Annotated in this window: 19 protein-coding genes and 1 pseudogene; 13 read left to right on the top strand and 7 right to left on the bottom strand. The window is 75.1% G+C overall.

Translation table 11 applies throughout. From position 1 onward, the window contains the following. Positions 1-58 precede the first annotated feature (58 nt). Positions 59-637, bottom strand: coding sequence for a hypothetical protein (locus tag E4N63_RS22905; RefSeq protein ID WP_125623650.1), 579 nt, complete (start codon positions 635-637; stop codon positions 59-61). A gap of 215 nt (positions 638-852) precedes the next feature. Between E4N63_RS22905 and E4N63_RS22910 the strand changes: the two genes are divergently transcribed. After that, positions 853-1,713, top strand: coding sequence for a SigB/SigF/SigG family RNA polymerase sigma factor (locus E4N63_RS22910; RefSeq protein WP_228429884.1), 861 nt, complete (start codon positions 853-855; stop codon positions 1,711-1,713). 465 nt (positions 1,714-2,178) lie between these two features. Here E4N63_RS22910 and E4N63_RS22915 read toward each other — a convergent pair whose 3' ends face one another. The 3 genes from E4N63_RS22915 to E4N63_RS22925 all read right to left on the bottom strand — a co-directional run bounded on the left by E4N63_RS22915 (position 2,179) and on the right by E4N63_RS22925 (position 3,902). Further along, positions 2,179-2,349: a DUF5670 family protein gene (locus E4N63_RS22915; protein WP_019709161.1), complete on the bottom strand. Its 171-nt coding sequence runs from the start codon at positions 2,347-2,349 to the stop codon at positions 2,179-2,181. Between the two features lie 154 nt (positions 2,350-2,503). Further along, positions 2,504-2,968 (bottom strand): universal stress protein, encoded by a 465-nt coding sequence (locus E4N63_RS22920; RefSeq protein ID WP_125623652.1) that lies wholly within the window; start codon positions 2,966-2,968, stop codon positions 2,504-2,506. Positions 2,969-3,062: 94 nt separating this feature from the next. Continuing rightward, positions 3,063-3,902 carry an alpha/beta fold hydrolase gene (locus E4N63_RS22925; protein WP_230241592.1) on the bottom strand — a complete coding sequence of 280 codons (840 nt, stop codon included), beginning with the start codon at positions 3,900-3,902 and terminating at the stop codon, positions 3,063-3,065. A gap of 514 nt (positions 3,903-4,416) precedes the next feature. Here E4N63_RS22925 and E4N63_RS22930 point away from each other — a divergent pair. From E4N63_RS22930 to E4N63_RS22980, 10 genes are all read left to right on the top strand, one after another. Then, positions 4,417-5,403 (top strand): NADPH:quinone oxidoreductase family protein, encoded by a 987-nt coding sequence (locus tag E4N63_RS22930; RefSeq protein WP_125623654.1) that lies wholly within the window; start codon positions 4,417-4,419, stop codon positions 5,401-5,403. Positions 5,404-5,601: 198 nt separating this feature from the next. Next, positions 5,602-9,366, top strand: coding sequence for a LuxR family transcriptional regulator (locus tag E4N63_RS30740; protein WP_268271043.1), 3,765 nt, complete (start codon positions 5,602-5,604; stop codon positions 9,364-9,366). Between the two features lie 113 nt (positions 9,367-9,479). Then, positions 9,480-10,733 carry a CdaR family transcriptional regulator gene (locus E4N63_RS22945; RefSeq protein ID WP_125623655.1) on the top strand — a complete coding sequence of 418 codons (1,254 nt, stop codon included), beginning with the start codon at positions 9,480-9,482 and terminating at the stop codon, positions 10,731-10,733. A 467-nt stretch (positions 10,734-11,200) separates the two neighbouring features. Next, positions 11,201-12,979, top strand: a complete 1,779-nt coding sequence (locus E4N63_RS22950; protein ID WP_125623656.1) for a cation acetate symporter — start codon at positions 11,201-11,203, stop codon at positions 12,977-12,979. Positions 12,980-13,059: 80 nt separating this feature from the next. Next, positions 13,060-13,851, top strand: coding sequence for an ABC transporter ATP-binding protein (locus E4N63_RS22955; protein ID WP_125623657.1), 792 nt, complete (start codon positions 13,060-13,062; stop codon positions 13,849-13,851). Positions 13,852-13,970: 119 nt separating this feature from the next. Next, positions 13,971-14,837, top strand: a complete 867-nt coding sequence (locus E4N63_RS22960) for an ABC transporter ATP-binding protein (RefSeq protein WP_230242607.1) — start codon at positions 13,971-13,973, stop codon at positions 14,835-14,837. Further along, the gene (locus tag E4N63_RS22965; protein ID WP_125623658.1) at positions 14,834-15,724 is read left to right on the top strand and encodes a branched-chain amino acid ABC transporter permease; all 891 of its coding nucleotides are present in this window, start codon (positions 14,834-14,836) and stop codon (positions 15,722-15,724) included. The genes E4N63_RS22960 and E4N63_RS22965 overlap by 4 nt, the downstream gene beginning before the upstream one ends. 215 nt (positions 15,725-15,939) lie before the next feature. Continuing rightward, the gene (locus E4N63_RS22970) at positions 15,940-17,004 is read left to right on the top strand and encodes a branched-chain amino acid ABC transporter permease (RefSeq protein WP_230242608.1); all 1,065 of its coding nucleotides are present in this window, start codon (positions 15,940-15,942) and stop codon (positions 17,002-17,004) included. Continuing rightward, positions 17,001-18,260, top strand: a complete 1,260-nt coding sequence (locus E4N63_RS22975; RefSeq protein WP_125623659.1) for an ABC transporter substrate-binding protein — start codon at positions 17,001-17,003, stop codon at positions 18,258-18,260. Before E4N63_RS22970 ends, E4N63_RS22975 begins: the two co-directional genes overlap by 4 nt. A 607-nt stretch (positions 18,261-18,867) precedes the next feature. Then, positions 18,868-19,707 (top strand): nitroreductase/quinone reductase family protein, encoded by an 840-nt coding sequence (locus tag E4N63_RS22980; RefSeq protein ID WP_230241593.1) that lies wholly within the window; start codon positions 18,868-18,870, stop codon positions 19,705-19,707. Positions 19,708-19,807: 100 nt separating this feature from the next. On the opposite strand, the gene E4N63_RS22985 is transcribed toward E4N63_RS22980, so the two are convergent. The 3 genes from E4N63_RS22985 to E4N63_RS22995 all read right to left on the bottom strand — a co-directional run bounded on the left by E4N63_RS22985 (position 19,808) and on the right by E4N63_RS22995 (position 23,757). Further along, positions 19,808-21,877: a SpoIIE family protein phosphatase gene (locus E4N63_RS22985; RefSeq protein ID WP_125623661.1), complete on the bottom strand. Its 2,070-nt coding sequence runs from the start codon at positions 21,875-21,877 to the stop codon at positions 19,808-19,810. Next, positions 21,874-23,034 (bottom strand): acyl-CoA dehydrogenase family protein, encoded by a 1,161-nt coding sequence (locus E4N63_RS22990; protein WP_125623662.1) that lies wholly within the window; start codon positions 23,032-23,034, stop codon positions 21,874-21,876. The genes E4N63_RS22985 and E4N63_RS22990 overlap by 4 nt, the downstream gene beginning before the upstream one ends. A gap of 201 nt (positions 23,035-23,235) precedes the next feature. Beyond that, positions 23,236-23,757, bottom strand: a complete 522-nt coding sequence (locus E4N63_RS22995) for a hypothetical protein (RefSeq protein WP_228429878.1) — start codon at positions 23,755-23,757, stop codon at positions 23,236-23,238. A gap of 505 nt (positions 23,758-24,262) precedes the next feature. Here E4N63_RS22995 and E4N63_RS23000 point away from each other — a divergent pair. Then, entirely contained in the window at positions 24,263-25,036 is a 774-nt protein-coding gene (locus E4N63_RS23000) for an IclR family transcriptional regulator (RefSeq protein WP_125623663.1), read from the top strand. Next, positions 25,033-25,906: pseudogene (locus E4N63_RS23005) on the top strand (SMP-30/gluconolactonase/LRE family protein). Before E4N63_RS23000 ends, E4N63_RS23005 begins: the two are co-directional and overlap by 4 nt. Positions 25,907-25,936 lie beyond the last annotated feature (30 nt).

Below are 25,936 nucleotides of genomic sequence, written 5' to 3' on the forward strand. Positions count from 1 at the left end.
GCCGCGGAAGAGCGGGCCGGGGCCGGCTCGGGGCGGTCGGCAGGCGGGCGGGGCGCGCTCAGGCACCCAGCCGGCCGCCGGTCAGCCGGGCCAGCGGGCCGCGCCTGCGGGCCGCGCGACGGCGCGCGACGAGCACCCCGGCACCGGCCACCGCGGCGGCACCGGCCCCGGCCGCCCCGGCGGCGATCGCCTTGCGGGCCTTGACGGCGAGCCAGGCCGTACCGGCCACCGCCGCGGCCTTCTTGGGCACACCGGCCATGGCCTGCCCGGTGGCGGTTGCCTTCTCGGAGGTCACCTGCGCGGTCTTGGTGGCGAGACCGCCGACCGCGGTTTTCGCCGCGGCCGCCTTCGCGGCAGCGGCCTTGGCGGCGGGGCTGTCGGCCATCTTCACCATGCCGTTGGCACCGGAGCGGGCTTGCTCACCCGTCTTGTCGGTGGCCTGCCCGGCGTTGTCCCGGGCGGCCTTGCCCGCCTTCTCGGTGCTGGTCGCGGCGGTCTGCGTACCGTTCGCGGCGTTCGTGGCCTGCGTTCCCGCCTTCTCGGTCGTGGTCGCCGCGGCGGATTTGGCGCCTCCCGCCCGTCCGCCCGCGTTCGTCTTCTTGCCGTTCTGGTTGGATACGTCCTTGTTCTCAGCCATGGCCTCCGCCTTACCGCTACCCAGAGCGACAAACGCGTGGCTGTCCCGGGACCTCCGGCGCCCGCTTTCCCGGGCCTGTCATGAGATCCGGAAAGAAGGGCAGGAGTGCGGGTGTGTAGGACGAATGGGCCGGGGTAGACGCCCCTTCACCCCCGGATGGACGAGACAAGACGAGCATGGAGGCCACTATGGACACCACGGCAAGCACGGTTTCGATGGCGGTCTCGGAGATCGAGTCGGAGTCCGGCGCCGCGGCGACCGTGGGGGAGCTGCCCTGGATCGAGGACCCCACGAAGGTCGCGCCCCAGGACGCCCGGGAGCTCTCCAAGCTGTTCTTCGACCGGCTCGCCGAGCTGGAAGAGGGAACCCACGAGTACCAGTACGCGCGCAACTCCCTGATCGAGCTGAACCTCTCCCTGGTCCGGTTCGCCGCCCGCCGCTTCCGCAACCGCTCGGACGAGATGGAGGACATCGTCCAGGTCGGCACCATCGGGCTGATCAAGGCGATCGACCGGTTCGACCTGAGCCGTGAGGTCGAGTTCACCACCTTCGCCGTGCCCTACATCGTCGGCGAGATCAAGCGGTTCTTCCGCGACACCAGCTGGTCCGTGCACGTTCCGCGCCGGCTGCAGGAGCTGCGGATCGAGCTGGCGAAGGCCAATGACGAACTGTCGCAGCGGCTGGACCGCTCCCCGACCCCCGACGAGCTGGCCAAGCACCTGGACCGGACTGTCGACGAGGTGCTCGAGGGCATCGTCGCGAGCAACGGCTACGCCGCCGGCTCGCTGGACATGCCGGTCGAGGACGGCGGAGAGAACTCCCGCGGGAACACCCTGGCCGACCTGCTCGGTGACGTGGACCCCGCGCTGGAGACCATCGAAAACCTGCACGCCCTGAAGCCGCTGCTGGAGAACCTGGGCGAGCGCGACCGCACCATCCTGGAACTGCGCTTCGGCCAGGAGATGACGCAGTCGGAGATCGGCGCCGAGCTGGGCATCTCGCAGATGCACGTCTCACGGCTGCTCTCCCGCACGCTCCGTGAGCTGCGCGCCGGGCTCGTCCCGAACCAGGCCTGACCCGATCCCGTTGCCCGGCCGGTGAACGGACCGGCCGGGTTTCGTGGCTCCTTTTCCTTCTTCTTTCCTTCTTTTCCTTCGCGGCGGTGCCGACCGGATCGATCCGGTCGGCACCGCCGTTTCCCCATGCCCCGGAGCCGGCCGGAAAGGGCTGGGAAAAGAGAAACGGGCGAGGAGTGAACGGGGAAAAGGGGAAGGGATGGACGGGTGCGGTGCCGCGCGTCGGGCACCGCAACGGGCGCTGTCCGCCGTTCTGTTGAGTCCTGTTGACCCGGTCAGCCGGTCAGGGACAAGGGGGAAGGACGCGCCGGAGGCGGGCCGCGGCGACCCTCCGCGGACGAGCCGGGCACGACGAGCAGGACGGGCACGAGGGCCGCGACGGGCACGACGAGGGGGCCGACCGGAACATCCGGCCGGCCCCCTGAGCCATCCCCTGATTCTTCTCAGCCGAGGTGAACCCCGGTTCTACCAGCGGTACCAGCGGCCTCGCCGGCCGCCCGCACCCGCGGGCCGGACGAAGAAGCCCACGAGCCAGAGAACCAGCACGATCACCGCGATCCACCACAGTGCTTCGAGCGCGAATCCCGCCCCGAAAAGGATCAGGGCCAGGAGTAGAACGAGTAGAAGCGGAACCATGTTTATCAACCTCCATGGAAGCTTGTGCCCCTGGGGTTCCCGTACACACGGCCGCATTCCGGTTAGTTTTCCGGGTTCGGGGGAATCCTGGCGCCCCTTTTTCTCCGCTCGCCACCCGGTCGGCGGAATTCCTGGAACGGGGATCCGCCGGAGCTCAGTCCTCGCGGTCGTCGGAGGGCGCCCGCACGATCACGACCGTGCACGGAGCGTGGTGGGTGACGTGCTGGCTCACCGAACCGAGCAGGGCGCCCTTGAAGCCGCCCAGCCCGCGGCTGCCGACCACCAGCAGCGACGCGCCGCGGGCCGCCTCCAGGAGCACCTGTACCGGGCCGCCCGCCTGGGTGAGCGCGCGGACCCGCACCGGCGGTTCCTTCCCGACCGTCTCCTCGACGGCGGTCAGCAGGGTCTGCTGCGCGCTCTCCTCCAGGGTCGCGTCCGTGGGGGCGGTCGGCGGCATCATCCCGCCCCAGGTGACATAGCCCGGCCACTCCCAGGACGTGATCGCGTCCACCTCGGCGCCCGTGAGCTCCGCCTGCCGGACGGCCCAGCGCAGGGCCTCCCGGGAGGGCTCCGAGCCGTCCACTCCCACCACGATCCGGTTTTCCGTCCGGTCCGCCACTGGCTGCCTCCTGGGCTCTGGGTAAGGCGTCTGTCTTGTTCCGTATGACCGTTTCACTGGCCGTCCATGCCGCCCGCCGCCCCGTCCGGCCCCGTCAGTTCCCGGCGAAGAAGCCGGCGATGGCCGAGACGAATCCCGGGTCGCGGACGGCCGTCAGATGGTCTCCGGGGACGGTGTGGAGCCGGGCGTCCGGTATGGCGTCCGCCAGCACCGCCGGCCGTACGGCCAGCGGGTCCTCGTCCCCGGCGATCACCAGCGTAGAGGCCGTGACCTCGGTGAGGGGCATCGGTGCCCGGTGGATGGCGGCGGCGTGGGCGGCGAGGGCAGCGCGGTCCGCGCCGACCGCGTCGGCCAGGGCGCGGAAGCCGGCGGCCTCCGCCGCCACGGTGGAGGGGTCCTCCGCGGTGAGCGCGGCGATCACCGAACCCGTCGGCAGGGCGCGGGTGTCCAGGCCGCCGACCTCCACGACCCCGGCCCCCACGCCGCCCACCACCAGGCGTGTCACGCGCTCGTCCCCGGCGGCCGCGAGCAGGGAGACGACGGCGCCCATCGAGTAGCCGGCGAGGTGCACGCGCTCGGCGCCCAGGAGGTCGAGGAGTCTGCGGAGGTCGTGGGCCATCACGGCCTCGCCGTAGGCGGCCGGGTCGTGCGGCTTGCCGGACCGCCCGTGGCCACGGGCGTCGATGCCCACGACGCGGTGGCCCCGGGCGGTGAGCTCGCCGACGATGCCCGGCACCACCCAGTTGACGAAGGTGTCCGCGACGAAGCCGTGGTGCAGCACCACGGGCGGGGTGCCCGGGGCGGCGGTGTCCGCGCCGAAGACGTGGTAGGTGAGGGGCGTGCCGTCGGCGCCGGTGAACCGGTGGGCGGTTCCGCGCGGATACCCCTCCGGGCCGGCCGGGTCTCCGCTGCCGGCCGGTGCCTGCTGTGTCATGCCGTCGTCCCGTCGTGTCGGTGTCGGTGTGGCCATGGGTGTGGGCGGCGGTGTCCGGGGCCGTGGCTCCGGGCCGGGGACCGGCGCCGCGGCCGTCGGCTCCCGCGGGCGCCGTCGTGGTTGTTCCCCGGCCCGGCTCCGCCGCCGGGATCCACGGTCCGGGGCGCCCGGCGAGTTCCAGGGCGCCGGCCGGGCCGACCGTAACCGCGGGCGGCGCGGCGGGGCGAGCCTCTTGTGCCGGAGCACAGCGGGGAGCCGGCCGGTCTGGACGGCCGCCCAGACGGCGCCGGCCCGCCGGGCGCTCCCGAAGCGGCTCCGGGCGCCGGTCGGGACGCCGGTACGGCCGGTGGCGGGTGCCCGGCGCGCAGCGGGTCCGGCACGCCCCCGCTGTGGGCTCGCACAACGGGGCGCGTACCGCTTCTGGGAGCCCGCCCCGATCTCGTCCCCGGCCATGGACCGCGGTTCCGCGCCCGTGGTGTCGTGACGGCCCGATCCGGCCATACGAGGAGGGCCCTTGCGTGCCTGGCAGGTCCACGAACCGGGGGAACCCGTCGCCGCACTGCGCCTGGAGGACGTCGAGGATCCGGTGCCGGGCCCCGGCCGGATCCTCGTCCGGGTGCTCGCGGCGGCGGTCAACTTCCCCGACGCCCTGCTGTGCCGCGGGCAGTACCAGCTCAAGCCGCCGCTGCCGTTCACCCCCGGCCTGGAGGTCTGCGGAGAGGTGATCCGGACCGGCGAGGGCGTGACCACCCCGGCCGTCGGCGAACGGGTCGTCGGACTCTCCGCGCTCCCGCACGGCGCCTTCGCCGAACGGACGCTGATGGAGGCCGACTCCGCGCTCCCGGCCCCCGCCGCCCTCGACGACACGGCGGCCGCCGCGTTCTACATCAGCTACCAGACGGGCTGGTTCGGGCTGCACCGGCGGGCCGCGCTGCAGCCCGGGGAGACGCTGCTGGTGCACGCCGCGGCGGGCGGTGTCGGCAGCGCCGCCGTCCAGCTCGGCAAGGCCGCCGGGGCGACCGTCATCGGCGTGGTGGGCGGCCCCGAGAAGGCGGAACTCGCGCGCCAACTCGGCGCGGACGTGGTCGTGGACCGGCACCGCGAGGACTTCGCCGACGTCGCCCTGGAGGTCACCGCCGGGCGCGGCGCGGACGTCGTCTACGACCCGGTGGGCGGCAGCGCGTACAGCGGTTCGGCGCGCTGCATGGCCTTCGAGGGGCGCATCGTGGTCGTCGGCTTCGCCAGCGGTGTCGTGCCCCGGCCGAACCTCAGCCGGGCGCTGCTCGGCAACTACACCATCCTCGGCCTGCACTGGGGCCTGTACGCCCGGCGGAGCCGCCCCGAGGTGCTGCGCGCACACCGGGAACTGACGGCGCTCGCCGACCGGGGCGTGGTGACCCCGCTCCTCGGGGAGCGGCTGCGGCTGCCGGACGTCGCCGACGGCTTGCAGCGGCTCGCGGACGGGACGACCGCCGGACGGGCGGTGATGCTGCCGGACTGACCGGGACCGGCCGTGCTGAGCGGACGGACCGGGCTGCGGGAACGCCCGGACCGGCGGAGGAGCAGAGAAGCAGGGGGAGCCGAGGAACGGCGCGAGCGGGGGAACGGGGCCGGCAGGGGAACGCATGAACGGCCGGCCGGTTCCAGGGGACGCACACCGGGGGGATCCGCACCGGGGGATTCACACGAGGAGTTCCTGATGAGATCGGTGAACCAAGAGCACGGCGGCAGGGCACCGGGACGACCGCCGCGGCGCCTGCACGGACGGCGGGCCGAACTCCGGGCCCTGGGCGCGCTGCTGGAAGCGGCACAGCGAGGGGCCGGTGGAGCTCTGCTGCTCGTGGGCGAGCCGGGGCTCGGCCGCAGCGCCCTGCTCGACCGGGTGGCGGCGCACGCCTCGGGGACGTCGGGGCGGCCCGCTCCCGGACGCGCGCCGGGGCCCGCCGGCGGGTGCGTGGCCACGGTGCTCCGCATCCGGGCGGTGGCCGCGGAACAGCACATCCCCTACAGCGGCCTGCACGCCCTGCTGACCCCGGCGGCGTCCCTGCTCCCCGCGGTCACGCCGCGCACCGCGCCCCTCGCCGAGGCGCTGCGCCTGGCCCGCCCGGGCCGGCAGGACACGACGGCGGCCCGGGGCGCGGAGTCCGCCCGGGGCGGGGACCGGGTTCCGGCGAGCGGATCGCCGGGTGGCGGGGAGCGGCCGGGCGCGGCCGGGAACCGTCCCGCCGTGCCGCCGGAGGCGGTGGCCGGGCCGGCCGGTGCACGCGCGACCGGGCTCCGCCCCGGCCGGCCCGCCGCTGCCGCCGCGGGCACCGGCCCGGGCACCGGTGCCGTCGCGGACGCCCTCCTCGCCCGGCTCGGGGAGCTGACACGCCGCGGGCCGCTCCTCGTCTGCGTCGACGACGCCCATCTGCTCGACCCCGACTCGCGTGCCGTCCTGGGGTTCACCGCGCGCCGCCTCGACGGCGGCCCGCCCGTGGCGCTGCTGTTGAGCGTGGAGCAAGGGCGGGCGGGCGAACCGGAGTTCGCCGGTGTTCCGGCCCTGTCACCGGCACCGCTGGCCGAGCCCGACGCCCTGGCCCTGCTCGACGACCTGCTGCCCGGTGACGCCGCGCCCGCCGTACGGGAGGCGCTGCTCCACGAGGGCTGCGGCAATCCCAGCCTGCTCACCGACCTGGTGGCCGGCCTGACCCCGGCCCAGCTGACCGGGGCCGCCCCGCTGCCGGAGCCGCTGCCCGCGGACGGGCCGCTGCTGCGCGACGGAGCCGCGCGGCTCCGGGCGCTGCCGCCCGACACCCGGCTGCTGCTCCTGCTGGCCGCCGTCGCGCACGAATGCACGGGCCCGGGGGCCGGCATCGACGCCGATCTGCTGCTGGGCGCGGCGCGCCGGGCCGGGCTCGCCGGGGCCGCCCTGGAACCCGCCGAGACGGCCGGTGTCGTACGGACCGAGGGTGACCGGGTCCGCTTCGCCCACCCGACGCTGCGCCGCGTCGCCTACGGCGGTGAACCGCTGGCCCGCCGCCGCGCCGCGCACGCGCTGCTCGCCGAAGTGCTGGCCGCGCGCGGCGAGGCGTACCGGCTGCGGGCCCTGCGGCACCGGGCGGCCGCCACCGACCAGCCGGACCCGGCCCTGGCCCGGGCCGCCGAACTCACCGTCTCCACCGACGCCCGGGTCACCCGGCTCGCCGCCGCGGCCGAGCACGCCTGGCTCTCGGGCCGTCCCCACCGGGCGCGCTCCCTGCTCGCGGCGGGCCGTGAACTGCCCGCCCGGGAGGCCGTACGGGGCCGGGCCGAACTGGTGCGCGGCATCCTCGAACTGCGGGACGGCGTGGTCACCGACGCCCGCGAGGTCCTGCTGCACGCGGCCCGGCTGCTGGAACCGCACGACCGGCCGGCGGCCCGCCGTGCCCTGCTGCACGCGGCGGAGGCGGCCTGGGCCGACGGCGACGTGACCGGCTACCTCTCCGACATCGGCCGGGCCACGGCCCTGACCGGCCCGGGCGGCACGGCCGCCGGTGACGGTGACGCCGGTGGCCGTGAGGCCGGTGACCGTGCCGCCGCGGCCTGTGCCGCCGGTGACGGTGACGGCGGTGAGCACGACCCCGGCGAGGGCCGCGGAGCCACCGGCCACCGCCGCGTACGGACAGCAGCCGCCCCACCCGCCCGTACGGGCGCGCCCGCCCCGCTGGCCGGGCGCGGACCGGAGCCGCACGGTCCGGCCGGGAGCGCCCTCCTCGACGCCTACTGCGACGGGATGCGCGCGGTGATGAGCGGACGGTTCACCGACGGAAAGGAGCCGCTGCGCCGGGTGATCGGGCTGGGCCGGGGCGCCGAGGAGCACGAGAGCCTCATCCGCGCCGGAGTGGCGGCCCTGGTGCTCGGCGAGGTCGGCGCGGCCTGCGAGATCAACACCCGTGCCCTGGCCCTCGCCCGCGTCCGCGGACTCGACACCCTCGTGCCGCAGACCCTGGAACACCTGGTCTACGCGGAGCTGCGCGCGGGCCGCCACACCCGTGCTCACGCCCACGCCCTGGAAGGGCTGAAGGCCGCGGGCCGCGCGGGCCAGCGGAACTGTGCCGCGCACCACCACGCGGCCCTGGCCATGACCGCCGCCCTCCGCGGTGACGCCGCCGCCTGCGAGGAGCACGCACGGGCGGCCGGCGAGAACGCGGGCCCGCACGGCCTCGGGGTGGCCGCCACGCTGGCCGTGTGGGCGCTCGCCCTCGCGGACCTGGGCCGGGGCCTGCCCCGCGAAGCCCTGGTCCGGCTGCGCCCGCTCGTGGGCACCGGCGCCGGGCGTGGGCACTTCGCGTTGCGCATGATCGCCGTACCGGACCTGGTGGAGGCCGCGGTGCTGGCGGGGGAGCCGGGCGTGGCGCGGGCCGTGCTGCCGGAGTTCGAGATCTGGACGGCGCACACGGCCGATCCGCAGGCCCCGGCGCAGCTCGCCCGCTGCCGCGCGCTGCTGGCCGTGGAGCCGGCGGCGGGCGAGCCCGGCCGCACGGGGCGGCACGCCGTCCCGGCCGGCGCGCCGGCGGCCGGTGTGACCGGTACGGGGGGTGCGGCCGGTGGGGTCGCGGCGGCCGGATACGGGGTGCCGGCGGCTCGGGTGGCCGTCTCCGCCGTCCCCGGCGCCGAATCCGCGCCGCAGCCCTGCCGGACGGCCGGGGCGGGGGAGACGGCCGGTCCGGCCGCGACCGGCGGCTGCCCGGCGGCCGGGACGGGAACCGTGACGGCGGCCGGGACCGGAGCCGTGACGAAGGCCGGGACCGACGCCCTCTTCGCCCGGGCCCTGGAACTGCACGACCTGGCCGGCGGTGATTTCCAGCGGGCCCGCACCCAGCTGCTGCGCGGCAAGATGCTCCGTCGCAAGCGCCGCCCCGGAGCGGCCCGGGACCATCTGCGCGACGCGCTCGTCGCCTTCGAACGGTGCGGCGCCGGAGCCTGGGCCGAGCAGGCGCGGGCCGAGCTGCGGGCCACCGGCGAGGCCGGCCGGGCCGCCGAGGCCCCCGCCGTCGCCGGGCTCCTCACCCCGCAGCAGCTGCGGATCGCACGCTGCGTGGCGGAGGGGGCGACCAACCGCGAGGTGGCGCTCCGGCTGTCCGTCAGCCCGCGCACCGTCGACCACCATCTGCGCAATGTGTTCGCCGCGCTCGGCATCAGATCCCGGGTGGAACTGCCCCGGCTGCTCGCCGCGGCCGGGCCGGGAGCCGGGACCGCGAACGGCCCGGGGGCGGGGACGGGCGGCCCGGCCGGGGCCGTGACCGGAAACATGCCCGGGGACCGGTCCGTCCCCCGGGTGGCGAGTCCGGCCGCTCCCGGCCCGGGGACCGGCTCCGCCGCAGCTCACCGGGGTGCGGCCCGGGCGGGGACGGGCCGGCCGGGGCGGCTGTCGCGGACTGCGGCGGCCCTGCGGCCGGGCCGCAATTCGGACACGGTTGCGGGCATGGGTATGGACGAATGACCGACCGGACGGTATGTCCTTGGAGCAAGAGGACGCACCACCCCGGAAACACCGGGGGCGGGCCGGTCGCCACGGCCCGCCCCACCCAGGCCCCGCACCCGTGGAGGACCGAGATGCACCCAGTCGTACGGGCCCGAGTGCGGGCCCTGCCGGGACTGCCCGCGGCGGACGAGCCGGTCCGGTCGCGGGCGAGCGCCGAGGCGGTCACCGTGCTGCACCGCGCCGCCCGCGTGCTCATCGACCAACTGCCCCTGCTGACCGACCGTGTCGTCACCCTGCTCCGCGAGCAGGAGCCCGCCTACCGTGCCCCCACCACGGATCCGGACGACCTCTGGCAGGAGGTCCACGGCTCCCTCCGTCACAACGTCGGCTCCCTGCTGCGGCCCAAGGAGTCCCGCGAGTCGGCCCGTCAGTGCTCCTGGCGGATCGGGGCCGAGCGCGCCGAGCAGGGCATGCCGCTCGACGCCGTGCTGCACGCCTTCCGGCTGGGCGGCTCGGTCGTCTGGCAGGGCCTGGTCGAGGCGGCGAGCGAACGGAACCCGGAGGACGCGCACCTCCTCGTCCATGTCGCCGCCGACGTGTGGAACTTCGTCGACGAGCACTGCGGACTGGTGTCCGACGCCTACCGCCAGGTCGAACGCGAGCTGACCTGGCGCCGCGAGAACCGGCGCCGGCTGATGACCGAGGCCCTGCTCGACGGCACCACCCGCATCTCCGACCTCCCCGAGGTGGCCGCCGCCCTCGGTCTGCCCGAGGCCGGCCGGTACGCCGTCGTCGTGGTCACCGGCGGCCGGCGGGCCGCGTACGGGGGAGGGGAGCCGCTGTCCGTCCCGGACGGGATGAGCGTCGTCTGGCACACCGGGGCCGACGCCGACCACGGCATCGTCCTCGTCGGCGACGGCAGCCCGGCCGCACTCGCCGCCCGCATCAAACCGCCCCCGGGCGGCCGGGCCGGGATCAGCTCCGTGGTCGACGGCCTCGCCGCCGTCGGGGACGCGCGCAGACTGGCCGCCAACGCGCTGCGCTGCGCCGCCGGGGACGGCGATGTGGCGGTGCTGGAGGAGCATCTGCCCGCCGCGCTGGTCATCTCCTCCCCGGAGCTCGGGGCCGCGCTGACCGAGCGCGTCCTGGGGCCCGTCCTCGAACTGGAGCCCTCCGACCGGGACATCATGCTGGACACACTCACCGTGTGGCTGGCCGCGCAGGGGTCGGCCGTGCGCGCCGCGACCCGGCTGTTCTGCCACCGCAACACGGTGCTCAACCGGCTGCGCCGCTACGAGCAGCTCACCGGGAGCTCCCTCGGCAGCCCGCAGGACGTGGTCGAACTCTCCCTGGCCCTGACGGCGCGCCGGCTGCTCCGGGTCTGAGGCCGCCCGCCCGGCGGCGGAACCCGGAGCTCCGCCGCCGGCACGTCCGCGACCCGGGGGCCCGGCGCCGGCCCGCGACTCCCGGTCCGGACGAGTTCGTTCGGGCTCCTCGGGTACGGCCGGCCCGCTGCCGCCGCCCCGGATGACGGCCGTCCGTGCCGTCCGTCCCCGGGGCGCGTGCGCGGCGCGCGGGGCACGCGGGATCGTCCGGCCGGGGGTCCTGCCTCCCTGCTCCCGCGTGCTCGGACACGGGCCCCGCCGACCTGCCGCTCCGGGCCTCCGCCCGTTCCGCCCGGCATCCGCCGGCCCGTACGCACGCTCGCCCCGGCGCCCGAACAGTCATTCCGTAATCGGACGATGGCGCACGGTGTGACAGCGCACAGTCCGTGCGCGGCCCTCTTGGGCCCGGTCACCGAGGTGCGGTCCCCGCCTGTACGGCCGCCGGGCCCGCTGCTGTCGTGACGCGGGTGACTTCCGCTTCCGCCTTCCTCGACGCCGGAACGCTGGCCTATGTGATCTTCTCGGCCTGCGTCGCCATCTCGTTCCTCCTCTGCGTACTCGCGGCCACCGACACCGACGAACCCGCCCAGTTCTACACGGGCAGCGGCGGGATGAGCCCCGCCCAGAACGGGCTCGCCATCGCCGGTGACTACATCTCCGCCGCCACCGTGCTCACCACCACCGGGGCGATCGCCCTCACCGGCGCCGACGGCCTGCTCAGCGCCGCCGCCACGGTGCTCTCCCTCTACCTGCTGAAGCTGCGGCTGGCCGGGCCGCTGGCCGAGGGGCCGCGCCACTACACGCTCGGCGACATCCTGGCCCGCCGGCTGCGGGAGCGGCCCGCGCGGATCGCCATCGCGCTGGTCACGCTGATCGTCACCTTCCCGATCCTGCTGGTGCAGCTCGCCGCCGCCGGAATCATGATGACCACCCTGCTCGACCTGCCCGGCGAGGCCGCCACCACGATCAGCACGGTCTTCGTCGGCCTGCTGATGGTCGGCTACGTCGCCTTCGGCGGCATGCGCGGCACCGGGCTCGTCCAGATCATGAAGATCGTGGTGGTGACCCTGGTGACCACCGTGCTCGCCGCGATGGTCCTGCACCGCTTCGGCTGGAACCCCTTCCGGCTGATGACCACCGCCGCCCGGAACAGCGGGGCCGGGGACGGCTACTGGACCACCGGCGTCCAGTTCGGCCGCTCCGCGCTGAACCGGGTGGAACTCCTCAGCCTGGACCTCACCCTCCTCCTCGGCGTGGCCTGTATGCCGCACGTGATGATGCGGCTCTACACCCACCGCGGGGCCGAGGCCGCCCGCAGATCCATGCGGTGGGCCGTCGGCACCGTCGCCGGCTTCATGGTGACCATCGTGGTGCTCGGCATGGGCGCCGCCGCCCTGGTCGGCGGAAAGGAGCTGTACCGGCAGGACCACACCGGCGGCACCGCCCTGCTCGCGCTCACCCGGGTCCTGGACAGCGGGGCGCGCGCCGCCGACCAGAGCCTGCTCTTCGCGATCGTGGCCTGCGCCGTCTTCGTGACCGTCCTCGCCGCCGTCGTCGGCATCACCCTCGCCGCGGCCACCACCGTCGCCCACGACCTCCTCGCCCGGACCGTCTTCCGGGGCCGGCTGTCCCGCGGCCGCGAGGTCCGGTACGCCCGCTGGGCCGTCCTCGGCGTCGGCACCACGGCGGTGCTGCTGGCGATCCCCGCCCAGGGCTGGAACGCCCAGGTGCTGATCGTCTACACCTTCGGCGTCGCCGCCTCCGCGCTGCTGCCGACCCTCGTCTACACCTTCTTCTGGCGCGGCTTCACCACGGTCGGCATGTACGGCAGCCTCTACGGCGCGACGGTGCTGCTGACCGTGCTGACGGTCTTCTGCCCCGGGGTCTCCGGCCTGCCGGTGTCGATCTTCCCGGACCGCGACTTCGCGTGGTTCCCGCTCCAGACCCCCGGCATCGTCACCATCCCGGCCGGCTTCCTCCTCGGCTGGCTCGGCTCCGTCCTCTCCCGCCCCGGACAGTGGCGCGACGGCGGCACCGGTGAGGGCGGCGGCGACGGTCACGACGGCGGCCACGGCGCGGCGGAACCGGAGGAGGACGGCCTCGCCACCTTCCCGGCCGGCCGCTCCGACGAGCGGTTTCCCTCCTGGCACGTCGCGGAACGCCGTGGTCCGCGGCACTCCCCCTCTGGGCGGACGCACAACGGGTACGGGCGGCCCTTGGGAGTGGGACCCGACCTGGCCGACTGACCTGTACCCGCCTCCGGCGCCGTGTTGTCGTATCCGTCACTTCCCCCGAACCGCCCCCGCGCGGACCCCGAGGAGAATCCATGCCCGATGTCTCTCCCGAGGCCCTGCACATCCAGGACCTCGACGTGTCCTACGGACAGTCCGTCCGCGCTCTGCGGGGTGTGACCCTCACCGTCCCCGCCGGCAGCGTGGTCGCCCTGCTCGGCGCCAATGGTGCCGGGAAGAGCACCCTGCTGCGCACGGTCTCCGGCACTCTGCGGATGCACCGCGGCGCGATCACCGCGGGAAGCGTGGAGTACGCCGGCCGGAAGCTCAACGGCTCCGACCCGGTGACCGCCGTCCGTGCCGGAGTCGTCCAGGTACCGGAGGGACGCCGCGTCTTCGGGGCGCTGACCGTCGACGAGAACCTCCGCGCCGGCGGCCTCGGGCTGCACCGCTCCCGCCGCGACAACGCCGCCCGCGACCGGGTCTTCGGACTCTTCCCGCGCCTCGCCGAACGCACGAACCAGCGCGCCGGGCTCCTCTCCGGCGGCGAGCAGCAGATGCTCGCCATCGGCCGCGCCCTGATGGCCGCCCCCAAGCTGCTGCTCCTGGACGAGCCGTCGCTCGGCCTGGCCCCGCAGATGGTGGCGCGGATCGGCGAGGTGGTCACGGAGATCAACCGGCAGGGCACCTCGGTGCTCCTCGTCGAACAGAACGCGGCCATGGCGCTCGAGCTCGCCGAACACGCGTACGTCCTGGAGGTCGGCGAGGTCCGGCTGTCCGGACCCGCCGCCGAGCTGGCCCGCACCGACGAGGTGCGCCGGCTCTACCTCGGCGAGGAGACCCCCCGGCAGGAGCCCGTCGCGGCGGGCGTGGAGAAGGGGCGGTGAACGGGGTGAAGCGGCACAGCACGAGTCCGGCGGCCGCCGGGAAGACGACCGGGGCCGAAGGCACCACCGGCACCACCGGCACCACCGGTACCGGCACCCCCGGCACCGTCACACCCCCGCTGCGCGTCGAGGACGTCACGGTGCGGTTCGCCGGACTGACCGCCCTCGACGGCGTCGGCTTCACCGTCGAGCCCGGCAGCATCCACGCCCTCATCGGGCCCAACGGCGCCGGCAAGTCCACCTGCTTCAACGTCCTCTCCGGCGTCTGCCGCCCGGCGAGCGGCAGCGTCCGCTTCGGCGACCACGAGCTGACCCGGCTCCGCCCGCACCGGATCGCCGCCCTCGGTATCGCCCGCACGTTCCAGAACATCGTCATGACCGCGGGCACCGTCGCCGACAACCTGATGCTGGGACGGCACGTCCTCACCCGGGCCGGCTTCGCCGCGACCGCCCTGCGGCTGCCTTCGGCCGTACGGGAGCAGCGGGTCCACCGGGAGCGTGCCCGGGAGATCGCCGAACTCGTCGGTCTCGGGCGGCTGTTCGACACCCCGGTGGCTCTGCTCTCGTACGGCGACCGCAAGCGGGTCGAGATGGCCCGCGCCCTCTGCCTGGAGCCGCGGCTGCTGCTCCTCGACGAGCCGGTGGCCGGGATGAACAGCGCGGAGCGGCAGCGCACCGCCGAGACCGTCCGGGCCGTACGGGAGGAGCTCGGCCTCTCCGTGCTCATCGTCGAACACGACATGGGCCTGGTCATGCGGCTCGCCGACGCCGTGACGGTGCTCGACTTCGGCCGCCGCATCGCCGGCGGCGCGCCCGGCGAGGTCCGCCACGACCCCGCCGTGCTCCGGGCCTACCTCGGCACCGGAAGGGAAGAGGTCCCCGACCCCGACCCCGACCCCGACCCCGATCCGGACCCGGAGCCGGGCTCCGGCCCGGACCCGGGCCCGGACTCACAGGAACGACAGGAAGAGGAGCACTCCGCATGAGCACGGCTGCGGAAATCGTGCTGAACGGGCTCGCCCTCGGCTCGGTGTACGCCCTGGTCTCCCTGGGCTTCGTCATCATCTTCAAGGCATCCGCCGTCTTCAACTTCGGCCACGGATCGCTGCTGCTGCTCGGCGGCTACCTCACCGCCGTCCTGCACGAACGGCTCGGCTTCGCCGCCGCGCTGGCCGTCGCCGTCGTCGCGACGGCCGCCGTGGCCGCCGCCATCGAACGGCTGCTGCTGCGCAACACGGATCCGCACGCCGCCCACACCCTGACAATCATCACCATCGGTGTGGACATCGTTCTGATGACCGACCTGGCCCGCCGGATCGGCGGCGACCTGCTGAGCCTCGGCGACCCGTGGGGCAACGGCATCGTCGAGTTCGCCGGCGTCACCGTCGCGCAGAGCCGGCTCGCCTCGATCGTCGCCGCCGTCCTCGTCATCGGCGCCGTCTTCGCGGTCTTCCGCTTCACCTCCTGGGGCCTGTCCCTGCGCGCCGCCGCCGAGGACCGGGAGGCCGCCGCCCTCATGGGAATCCGGCTGGAACGCATCCGGATGCTCGCCTGGTGCCTCGCCGGGGCCCTGGCCGCCATCGCCGCGGTCTTCCTGACCGCCTTCCCGTCCGCCGGACTGGAGCGCACCACCGGGCACATCGCGCTGGCCGCCTTCCCGGCCGCCGTGCTCGGCGGCATGACCTCACCGACGGGCGCCCTGCTCGGCTCCCTGCTCATCGGCGTCACCGAGGCCCTCTGCGCCGGCTACCAGACGGAACTCTCCGCGCTGGGCTCCGGCTTCAGCGACGTCGCACCGTACGCGGTGATGGTGCTGGTCCTCATGTTCCGCCCGACCGGGCTGCTCGGTACGAAGGAGACCGTCCGTGTCTGACCGCACCACCGACAAGCACGACGCCACCGCGGACACCGCCGGCGGCGAGCGCGCCGAGCCCGCCCCGGCGGCGGCCGGCACCGTGACCGAGGCCGCGACCGCGACCGAGCCGGCGACCGGGCCCGCCCCCGGCGGCCCCGGCGACGGCGCCGGCGGTGGCCCCGGGCCGCCGCCGCTCCGGCCCCGGCCGGCCGGCGGATCACCCCGCCCGCGTCCTGCCCCTCGCCGCCGCCCTCCTCCTCTGCGTCCTCCCCTTCTACCTCGACGCCGCCTGGCTCCAGATCGGCCTGTTCGCCATGGCCGCCGCCATCGGCGCCATCGGCCTCAACCTGCTGACCGGCAGCACCGGCCAGCTCTCCCTGGGCCACGCCTTCTTCCTCGCCGTCGGCGCCTACGGCTACGCCTGGTTCGGCGGCGATCCCGGCCCCGGGCTGCCGCCGCTGCTCGCGCTCCTCCTCGCCGTCGCCCTGACCGGCCTCGCGGGCGGCCTGTTCAGCCCCATCGCCGGCCGGCTGCGCGGCATGTACCTGGGCGTCGCCACCCTCGCCCTGGTGTTCCTCGGCCACCATGTGATGCTGAACGCCGAGCCGGTCACCGGCGGCTTCAACGGCCGCTCCGTACCGCCCATGGAGATCTTCGGCTTCTCCTTCACCGGCAGCGACCCGTACCTGGCCGTGCTGGGCGTGCCCTTCGGCGCCACCGAACGCCTCTGGTACCTCGCCCTGGTGCTGCTCGCCTTCGCCTGGTGGACCGCGCACAACCTGCTGCGCGGCCGCTCGGGCCGGGCGCTCACCGCCGTACGCGACAGCGAGGTGGCCGCCGCCGTGCTGGGCGTGCCCGTCGCCCGCTACCGCTCCGGCGCCTTCATCGTCTCCTCGATGTACGCCGGTCTCGCCGGCGCGCTGATCGCCCTGATCTCCCAGACCGTGGTGCCCGACTACTTCAGCCTGGCGCTCTCCATCGACTACCTCGCCATGATCGTGATCGGCGGCCTCGGCTCGGTCGGAGGCGCCGCCGTCGGCGCGCTCTTCGTCAGCGCCCTGCCGCTCGTCATCGCCCGCTACGCCGACCAGCTACCGCTGATCGAGCCGCCCGGGGCCCCCGGAAACGCCGTCGGCCCCGCAGACGCCGCCCGCTACCTCTACGGCGCGGCCATCGTCCTCATCCTCCTCCGCGCCCCCGGCGGGCTGAGCGGCCTGCTGCACAGCGGCAAGCTCCGCCGCTTCCGTACCGGCGTCCGTCCCCGTACCACCAACGAAACCCAGGAGCCCACCTCATGAAGCACAGCAGGAGAGCCGCCGTCGCGGCGGCGGTCGTCGCCCTGGCCCTCGCCGGGACCGGCTGCAGCACCAAGGCCCAGGAGTCCGACGGCGGCAAGGCCGGCGCGGACGGAGTCAAGACCGGTCCGGGTGTCACCGGGAAGACCATCAAGCTCGCCGCGCTGACCGACCTCAGCGGTCCGTACGCCACCCTCGGCAAGAGCATCGTCCAGGCCCAGAAGATGTGGGCCGAGGACGTGAACAAGGACGGCGGCATCTGCGACCGCAAGATCGAGATCGTGGTCAAGGACCACGGCTACGACGTGCAGAAGGCCCGCTCCGCCTACACCGAGGTCTCGCCCGACGTGCTGGCCATGCCGCAGGTGATCGGCTCGCCGGTGGTCGCCGCGCTGAAGGACAGCGTGGCGAAGGACAAGATCCTCACCTATCCGATGGCGTGGGCCGCGTCCCTGCTCGGTGAGGACGCCATCCAGGTCCTGGGCACCACCTACGACATCGACATGATCAACGCCGTGGACTTCCTCAACCGCGAGGCCGGGGTGAAGAAGGGCGACAAGATCGGCCACGTCTACTTCGAGGGCGACTACGGGCAGAGCGCCCTGGAGGGCGCCAAGGCCGCCGCGAAGGAGCGGGGCCTGACCGTCGTCGAGCAGAAGATCAAGCCCACCGACACCGATCTGTCGGCCCAGGTCTCCGCCCTGCGCGCGGCCAAGGTCAAGGCGGTCCTCATCAGCGCCGGACCCACCCAGACGGCTTCGCTCGTCGGCGTCTCCGCCGCCAAGGGCTTCACCGTCCCCGTCCTCACCAGCGCCCCGGGCTACGCCCCGCAGCTGCTGAAGACACCGGCCGGCCCGGCCCTGGAGAAGATGCTGCACATCGTCAGCGCCACCCCGCCGGTCAGCCACGACCTGCCGGACCTGGAGAAGATGGTCGCCGACTACCAGAAGAAGTACCCCAAGGAACTGGTCGACTCCGGCACCCTCTCCGGCTACAGCGCCGTCACGGCGCTCGACGCGGACCTCCGCGCGGCCTGCGAGGCCAAGGACCTCACCCGTGAGGGCCTGGTCAAGGCGCACCGCGCGCAGAGCGAGCACAAGGGCTTCGGTGTGACGCAGGACTTCAGCGACGCCTCGCAGCCCGCGACGTACGCCTCGTACATCTCCAAGCCCGACCCGAAGAAGGTCGGCGGCTCGGTGCTGGTCGAGGACGCGCACGAACTGCCGGAGGCGCGGGAGTACTTCAAGAACCGCTCCTGACCCGCTGCCCGGGATCCGGGAGCCCGGGAAGCACTGACACGGACGGCGGTCCGCACGGCCCCTCATCGCGGGGAGCCGAGCGGACCGCCGTTCCGCCGTGCGCCGGGGCCGTGATGCGCGCCCGCCGGCGCACGGCATCGGGAAAACCGCCCGGAAGCGTTGCCTCCGCCGTGCCGCTCCGGGGAGACTGCCCCACGTGACTACCGGGTCGGCCATGGGCCACACACGAGTGAGGCACCCGGCCACGAGGTGAGGACGGGGCGGGCCAGAGACCCGCCTGCCCGCTCCGCCCGGCGGCCGCCGTGCACCGCGCTCACGCGCACCCGCGCACGCACGCGCACTCCGCGCCGCCGTTGCCCGGCGTTCCTCCGCACCGCCCGAACGGTGCGCCTCCCCGCCCGTCCTCCGACGCGGCCGCTCCACCGCGCGGCCGCACCGGGGACCCGGCCGGGACTCCGCCACCGGCCCGTCCGGCCGGACGGCAACCCTCATCCCACGCACTCACCGGCGGCGACCGCCCGCCTCCCGGCACCTGACGCACACGGACGCGTCCGGCCGCCGACGGCCCGCGGCGGCGCCCGCCGGAGAACCGGAGACACACCCCAGCATGCCGAACGACTTCAACCAGCAGATCATCGAGGAGTTCCGCGCCGCCGGCGGCCGCGTCGGCGGCCCCTTCGAGGGCGCCCGGCTCATCCTTCTGACCACCACCGGCGCGCGGTCCGGCCGGGAGCACACCACTCCGCTGGGCTGCCTGCCCGACGGGGAACGGGTGCTGGTCATCGCCTCGGCCGGCGGCTCACCGCACCACCCGGACTGGTACCGCAACGTCCTGGCGCACCCCCGCGTCACCGTCGAGGACGGCGTCTTCACCTACGAGGCGGGGGCGGCCGTCCTGGAGGGCGCCGAACGGGACCACCTCTTCGCCCGTGCGGCCGAGGCCGACCAGGGCTGGGCCGACTACCAGACCAGGGCGGGACGGACCCTGCCGGTCGTCGCCCTGACCCCCCTCCCGGGCCCGCCGCGCCCGAACGCGTCGTCCTGGGGCGCGGCCCTCAAGCTCGTCCACGACGCCTTCCGCCGCGAACTCACCCTGATCCGCGGGGAACTCGCGGACTCGGGGCCGGGCGCGCTGGGCGCCCAGCTCCGCGTGAACTGCCTGACGTTCTGCCAGAACCTGCACGGCCACCACACCAACGAGGACGCCGGGATGCTCCCGGCCGTGGCCGAACAGAACCCGGGGCTGGCCCCGGTGACGGAGCGCCTGTACCGGGAGCACGAGCGGATCGCGGCCCTGCTGGACACCCTCCGCGACCTCGTCTCCGCCGGGGACGCGGACCCGGCCGCCGTCCTCCCCGAGTTCGACCGCCTCACCGCCGAACTCGACAGCCATCTGGTCTACGAGGAGGAGCACCTGATCCCCCTCCTCGACGCCGCGACCACCTGACCCCACGGGCGCCCGGCCCACCGGGGGAGACGCCGTGACGCCCGCGCACCCGGCCCGGGCGTCACGGCGCCCGCCGCCCGCCGCCCGGCCGTCCGGGGCCTCAGCCGGCCGCGGAACCCTCCGGGGCGGCGGCGGGGACGGGCGGCAGGGCGGTGAGCGCCAGGACGGCCAGGTCGTCGCGGAGCCGCTCGCCCCACCAGGCGTGGGCCTCCTCCATCAGCACCGCCGTGATGTGGTCGGCCGGACGCGCGGTGCCGGGCGGGGGCGGCTGCTTGGCGACGACGGCGGCGAGGTCCTCGGACTCCCGCTGGTGGTACGAGCCCGCGCCCTCGGTGAAGCCGTCGGTGTAGAGGACGAGGGTGTCGCCGGGCAGCAGCTCGGTCTCCGTCACCGGGTGGTGCACCTGCCCCAGGGCGCCCAGCAGCGGCCCGCGCACGTCGAGGACGGTCGTGCCGCCGTTCGCCCGGCGCAGCAGCGGGGCGGGGTGGCCCGCCGAGGCGAGGTGGAGCCGGGTGGGCGTCACGGTGGTGTCGACGACGACGTAGGCCAGGGTGCAGAAGGGGGTCTTCTGACGGCGGAGGGCCCGGTCGACGAGGTCGAGGACGTGCGCCGGGTCGGGGGTGTGCTGGGCCGCGGCCCACAGGGTGTGGCGCACCAGGCCGGTGATGGCGGCCGCGGCCGGCCCCTTGCCGCAGACGTCTCCCAGGACGAGGACGTGCCGTCCGTCGGCCGCGGCGAAGGCGTCGTAGAAGTCGCCGCCGATGTGCAGCCCGCTGCCGTGGGGGTGGTAGCGGGCGGCGAGGTCGAAGCCGGGCAGCGCCGGGAGGTGGGGCGGCAGCAGGGGGTGTTCGAGTGCCTGGGTGGTGGCGCGCAGCCGGTGCAGCAGGCGGTCCTGCTGGATGCCCACGGCCATCTGGTCGGCGATGCCCTCCAGGGTGCCGGAGGCGGCGGACGACAGCGGGGCGGTGCTGCCGAGGGCGAGCACCCCCAGCAACTCCCCGCCGGAGACGAGGGGATACCCCACGCAGACGGTGGAGTCCTCGCCCGGGACCTCGTCGAGGGCGGGCCGGCGCTCGGCGGCGACGCGTTCCATCAGCGCCCGGCGGACCCGGACGTGCGCCGGGGTCGGCCCGTCGGCCGGGCCGTCGGCGCACACCGTGTGGTCCAGCCGGTCACCGGCGGGCGTCCGCACCGCCCAGACGCAGGCGAAGACGGCCGACAGCCGGTTCACCGCCGCCTTGACGCACCGCTCCAGCCGCTCCGGCAGCGGACCCGGAGCGGTCATGGCCGCGGCGACCTCCGCGCTGAGCAGCGCGTGGCTCGTCCGCTCGGCGAGCTGGCGCTGGGCGCGCAGCCGTTCGGTGATGTCCTCGACGAGCAGCAGCCGGCGCTCCCGCCCCTCGGGGTCGAGGACCTGCTGCGGAGCCAGCCGCAGCGCCTGCGCCGCGCCGTCCGGGCGGAGACGTTCGAAGACCGCGCCCGGGTCGGCGCCGGGCTCTCCGCCGGACGAGGCGAGATGCTCCTCCAGCCGGGCGTGCAGGGTCTCGGGGAACAGGGAGGCCAGCGGCCGGCCGAGCGACTCGGGCTCGCCGAGGTCCAGGATGTCCGCGGCCTTGTTGTTCCAGGCGGCCATGGCCCCGGAGGCGTCCAGCATCAGCGCGCCGACCGGCGCCTGGGTGAGGAACTCGCCGAAGAGGTGGTCCCCCATCTGCCGGCTGATCGCCGTGCCGGCGCCGAGCCGGTACTGGGCCGCGGCCCGCACCGTCGTATAGGCGCGCTGCCGGCCGAGCGCCGTCATCATCTCCCGGGCCACCCCGGGCAGCCGGTCCGCCTGCGAGGCGGGAAGGTGGCGCGCCCGGTCGCCGGAGAACAGCAGGGGCAGGGCGGCGAGATCACCCTCGGTCTCCGGGGTGGAGACGGCGATCACCACCAGGTCGGCGGGGTGCGGACGCACCGCGTGGACGAGGCCGAACGGGGACGGCAGCTCCTGGCCGAGCACCACCAGCGTGGGGCGGCGCTCGCCGCGCACCCCCTGGGTGTGGTCCGCGAGCTGCTCGGGCGGGACGAAGAGAACGTCGGCTCCCGGGCCGAGCACCGCCTGCAGCGCCGACACCGCGCCCGGGAGTACGCCGACGAGGAGGACGCGGGGTCTGTCCGGCGGCACCGTCATCCCTCCAGCAGCGGTTCGTCGAGCAGGGCACGGCCCGTCCAGATGCGCAGCACGTCGGTGGTCGGGGCCATCACATGGGCCGCGCGGGCGTCGCGCAGCAACCGGTGCAGGGCGGAGTCCTGGCCGTAGCCGATGCCGCCGACCAGGGTGAGGGCGTCGTTGATGACGCGCTCCGCCGCCTCGGCGACCTCGGCCTTCGCGGACGCCAGCCCCATCAGCGCCTCCGCGCCGCCGGCCTCCGCCTCGACGGCCGCGTGGAAGATCAGCCGCCGGGTGCGCTCCACCCGGGCCCACATCGACCCCAGCCGGTGCTGGACGACCGGCTGCGAGGCCAGGGCCCGGTCGGAGTGGGCGTGCCGGCGCCGCAGCAGATGGGCGCGGGCCTCCTCCAGAGCGGCGGCGGCGACGCCCAGGTAGGTGCCGGCCATGGCCATCAGGAAGAACGGGGCGACGACGTTGAAGACGTACCAGATCTGGTCGCCCTCCTCGCCCAGCAGACGGGACTGCGGGATGTCCACCCCGCGCAGCTCCAGGGAGCGCGAGGAGTTGCCGCGCATGCCGAACCCGGTCCACGGCTCGCCCCACACCTGGCCCGCCGTGCCGGCGTCGAGCACGGCGCAGGAGAACAGGCCCGGCGGGATACCGGGGTCGGCCGCGACCGCGGAGAGCACATAGGAGTCCGCGTGGGCCGCGTTGGTGACGAAGCTCTTGGTGCCGGTCAGCCGCAGCCGGCCGGGACGGCTGTGCTCCATGCGCGTCTGCGGCAGCCAGAACTCGCCGCCGGTGGCCGGCTCGGACAGGGCGAGCGTCGTCAGATGCTCCCCGGCGGCGATCGGCCGCAGATACCGCTCCTGCTGCTCCGGGGTGGCCTTGGCGGCGATCACGGCGGAACCGGCCAGATGCATGCCGAAGCAGATGGACGTCGACGCGCAGGCCCGGCCCGTCACCTCGCCGACCTGCGCCACGGCCAGCAGACCGTGCCCCAGTCCGCCGAACCGCTCGGGCACCACCAGCCCGCCCAGCCGCTGCCGCAGCGCGGCCATGCCCTCCTGAGGCCACCGCTGCCCGGCGTCGGTCTCCGCCGCACGGGGAGCCAGGGTCTCGTCCGCGGCCTCCCGTGCCAGGGCCACCACCTTGCCCAGCTCGATCCGCGCCACCGCTGCACCGTCCTTCTGTGTACGGGACCCGGTCGAAGGACTTCGGCGGGCGTCTCCGGCTGTCAACCCACCGACTTTCCGCCGACTTCCGCCGCGGAGTCAAATCGCACGGGAAGGCGAGCTTCCGCGGAAACCGGTACCAGGGCTTCCGGCACGGCGGCACCGGCCGCCCCGGAGACCCCGGAGGTCCCGGGCCCTCGCTCAGCGCTCCGGCAGGCGCTGGAGCAGGCCCCAGGTGAACTCGGCGATCACCCGGCGCCGTTCACCGGTCGCCGCGTCCGGTGCCGTGAACGCCAGCCGCCAGCGGGTCGGGGCCGAGCCCTCCATCGGCGTGGCCGGGGCGAAGGCCCGGGCCACCTCGTCCACCGTGCAGCTCCAGGGACGCAGATCACCGAGCGTCCGCAGGACGGGGCCGGGGGCACCCGGGGCGCGGACCAGCCACTCGTTCCACACCTGGCCGCCCGGTGCCGCCAGCACCTCGAACCGCAGATCCGGCCAGAGCGGCACACGCCAGCGCAGGGCCTCGCACTCCAGGTCGCCGATGCGGCGCGGGGCACGGGACTCCGGCGGGCCGAGCACCGAGCGGTAGCGCGCCAGGGCGCCGCGGGCCCGGGGCGAGCGCACCATCGCCTGCCAGCGGCGGTTGGCCTCGCGCATCACCGCCCGGCTCTCGCCCAGCTCCCGCAGGGCGTCCTCGACGAGGCCGGGCTGGTGGTCGGCCATCCGCCGGAGCAGCACGAGCTGGAACAGGAGAGGACCGGGCAGGGGCGGGGAGGGGCGTCATGCGGGAAGGCGGGCTCGGTGGGCCGGGCGCCGGCGTCGGTGCCGCTGTCGGATCGAGTGCCGGTGGCAGGCCGGGTGCTGTCGTCGGGACCCGGGGCGTCGGCGGGCGGTTCGGGACGGCTCATGGTCCCCATCGTCCCCCAGCGCGCGGGTGCGGAGCGGCCGCCGGGGGTGCGGCGGGATCCGGCGGCACGGCTGACGGCCCGGCGCGGCCGGAACGCCCCGGAGCCCGAGAGCCCGAGAGCCCGGAGCCCGAGAGCCCCGGAGCCCGAGAGCCCCGGAGCCGGAAAGCCCGGAGACGGTGACGACCAGGCTTATTGCCGCCCGAACCGCCCACGGTTAGGCTGGCGTTCGTCATACCGATCAACGGCCGGGGTTTCGAACGTCCCGTTCCGGGCGCCGCCGCTGACGGAAGCGACTGCCGGAAGTAGGTGAGTGAGCGGTTATGGGACGCCTGGTACCCGCCGTGACCCGAGCCCTGGACATCCTGGAGCTCTTCCTCGAAGGAGACGGTACGCTCTCCGCCCCCGAGATCACGCGCAAGCTGCAACTGCCGCGCACCACCGTGCACGAGCTGGTCACCACGCTCGCCGCCCGCAACTACCTCGTGGCCGTCCCCGACCAGCCCGGCCGCTACCGGCTCGGCGTCCGCCCGTACCAGCTCGGCAGTCGCTACGCCGAGCAGCTCGACCTCGCCGCCGAGGGCCGGCAGGTGGCCCGGGGCGTCGCCGAGACCTGCGACGAGACGGTGCACGTCGCGATCCTGGAGGGCACCGACGTCATCTACATCGCGAAGGTGGACAGCACCCACGCCGTCCGCATGGTCTCCGCGGCCGGCCGCCGGCTCCCCGCGCACTGCACCTCCGTCGGCAAGATGCTGCTCGCCTCGCTCCCCGAGACCGAACTGAAGCAGCTCTTCCCCGACGGCGGGACGCTGACCGCGATGACGGACAACAGCATCACCTCGCCCACCGTCCTGCGCCGCCAGCTCGCCGCGATCCGCGAGAGCGGGATCGCCGTCGAGCACCGGGAGTCCAACCCGGACGTCAGCTGTGTGGCCGCGCCGGTGCGGGACTCGGCGGGCACGGTCGTCGCGGCGCTCTCCATCTCCGTACCGATGATCCGCTGGAGCGAGGAGCGGCACGCGGAGCTGTCGGAGCTGGCCGCCAAGGGCGCGGCCGAGTTGTCGGACCGCCTCGGCTACCGTGGCCGCCCATGAGCACAGAGACTCCCGGCCGCACGGCCCGGCATCCCCGCCCGGAGGTGGCCGTCCGCGAGACCGCCGAACTCGGCGAGGGGCCGACCTGGGACCCGGCGACGGGCCGGCTGATCTGGATCGACATCCTCTCCTCCCGCGTCCACGGCTACGATCCGGCCACCGGCCGCCGTACGGTCTTCACGACCGAACAGCACGTCGGCGCCGTGAAGCCGCGCGCGGGCGGCGGCCTCGTGCTCAACCTCCGCGACGGCGTGGCCCTGCTCTCCCCGGAGGGCGCCTTCTCCTGGCTGCACCACGACCCGGTGCCGAACCGCCGGGGCAACGACGCGGCCGTGGCGCCGGACGGCTCGCTCTGGGCGGGCACCATGACATACGACGAGAACCCCGGCGGCGGCAGCCTCACCCGGATCGCGCCGGACGGCACGGCGGTCGAGGTGCTGCCGGACTCCACCGTCAGCAACGGCACCGGCTGGAGCCCCGACGGACGGCTGATGTACTACGCCGACTCACCGACCCGCCGCGTCGACGTCTTCGACGTCGCCGGCCCGGACATCCGGGGCCGCCGCACCCTGGCGGAGATCGAGGACGGCGCGGGCTACCCGGACGGGCTGTGCGTGGACGCCGACGGCTGCGTTTGGGTGGCGCTGTGGGACGGCGGCGCGATCCGCCGCTACACCCCGGACGGCCGCCTGGACCGCACCCTCCCCTCCCCGTCCGCCGCCCCACGGCCTGCGCCTTCGGCGGCCTGGACCTCACGGACCTGTACATCACCACGGCCCGCGTCGGCCACCGCCCCCACCCCTGGCCGGCTCCCTCCTCGTTCTCCCCGACGCGGGCCAGGGCCTCCCGCAGCCCCCGTTCGCGGGGTGACGGGGGCCGGCAGGGGCGGCGGACTGCGAG

The sequence above is a fragment of the Streptomyces sp. MNU89 genome (genome assembly GCF_020982505.1).
GTDB lineage: Bacteria > Actinomycetota > Actinomycetes > Streptomycetales > Streptomycetaceae > Streptomyces > Streptomyces xinghaiensis.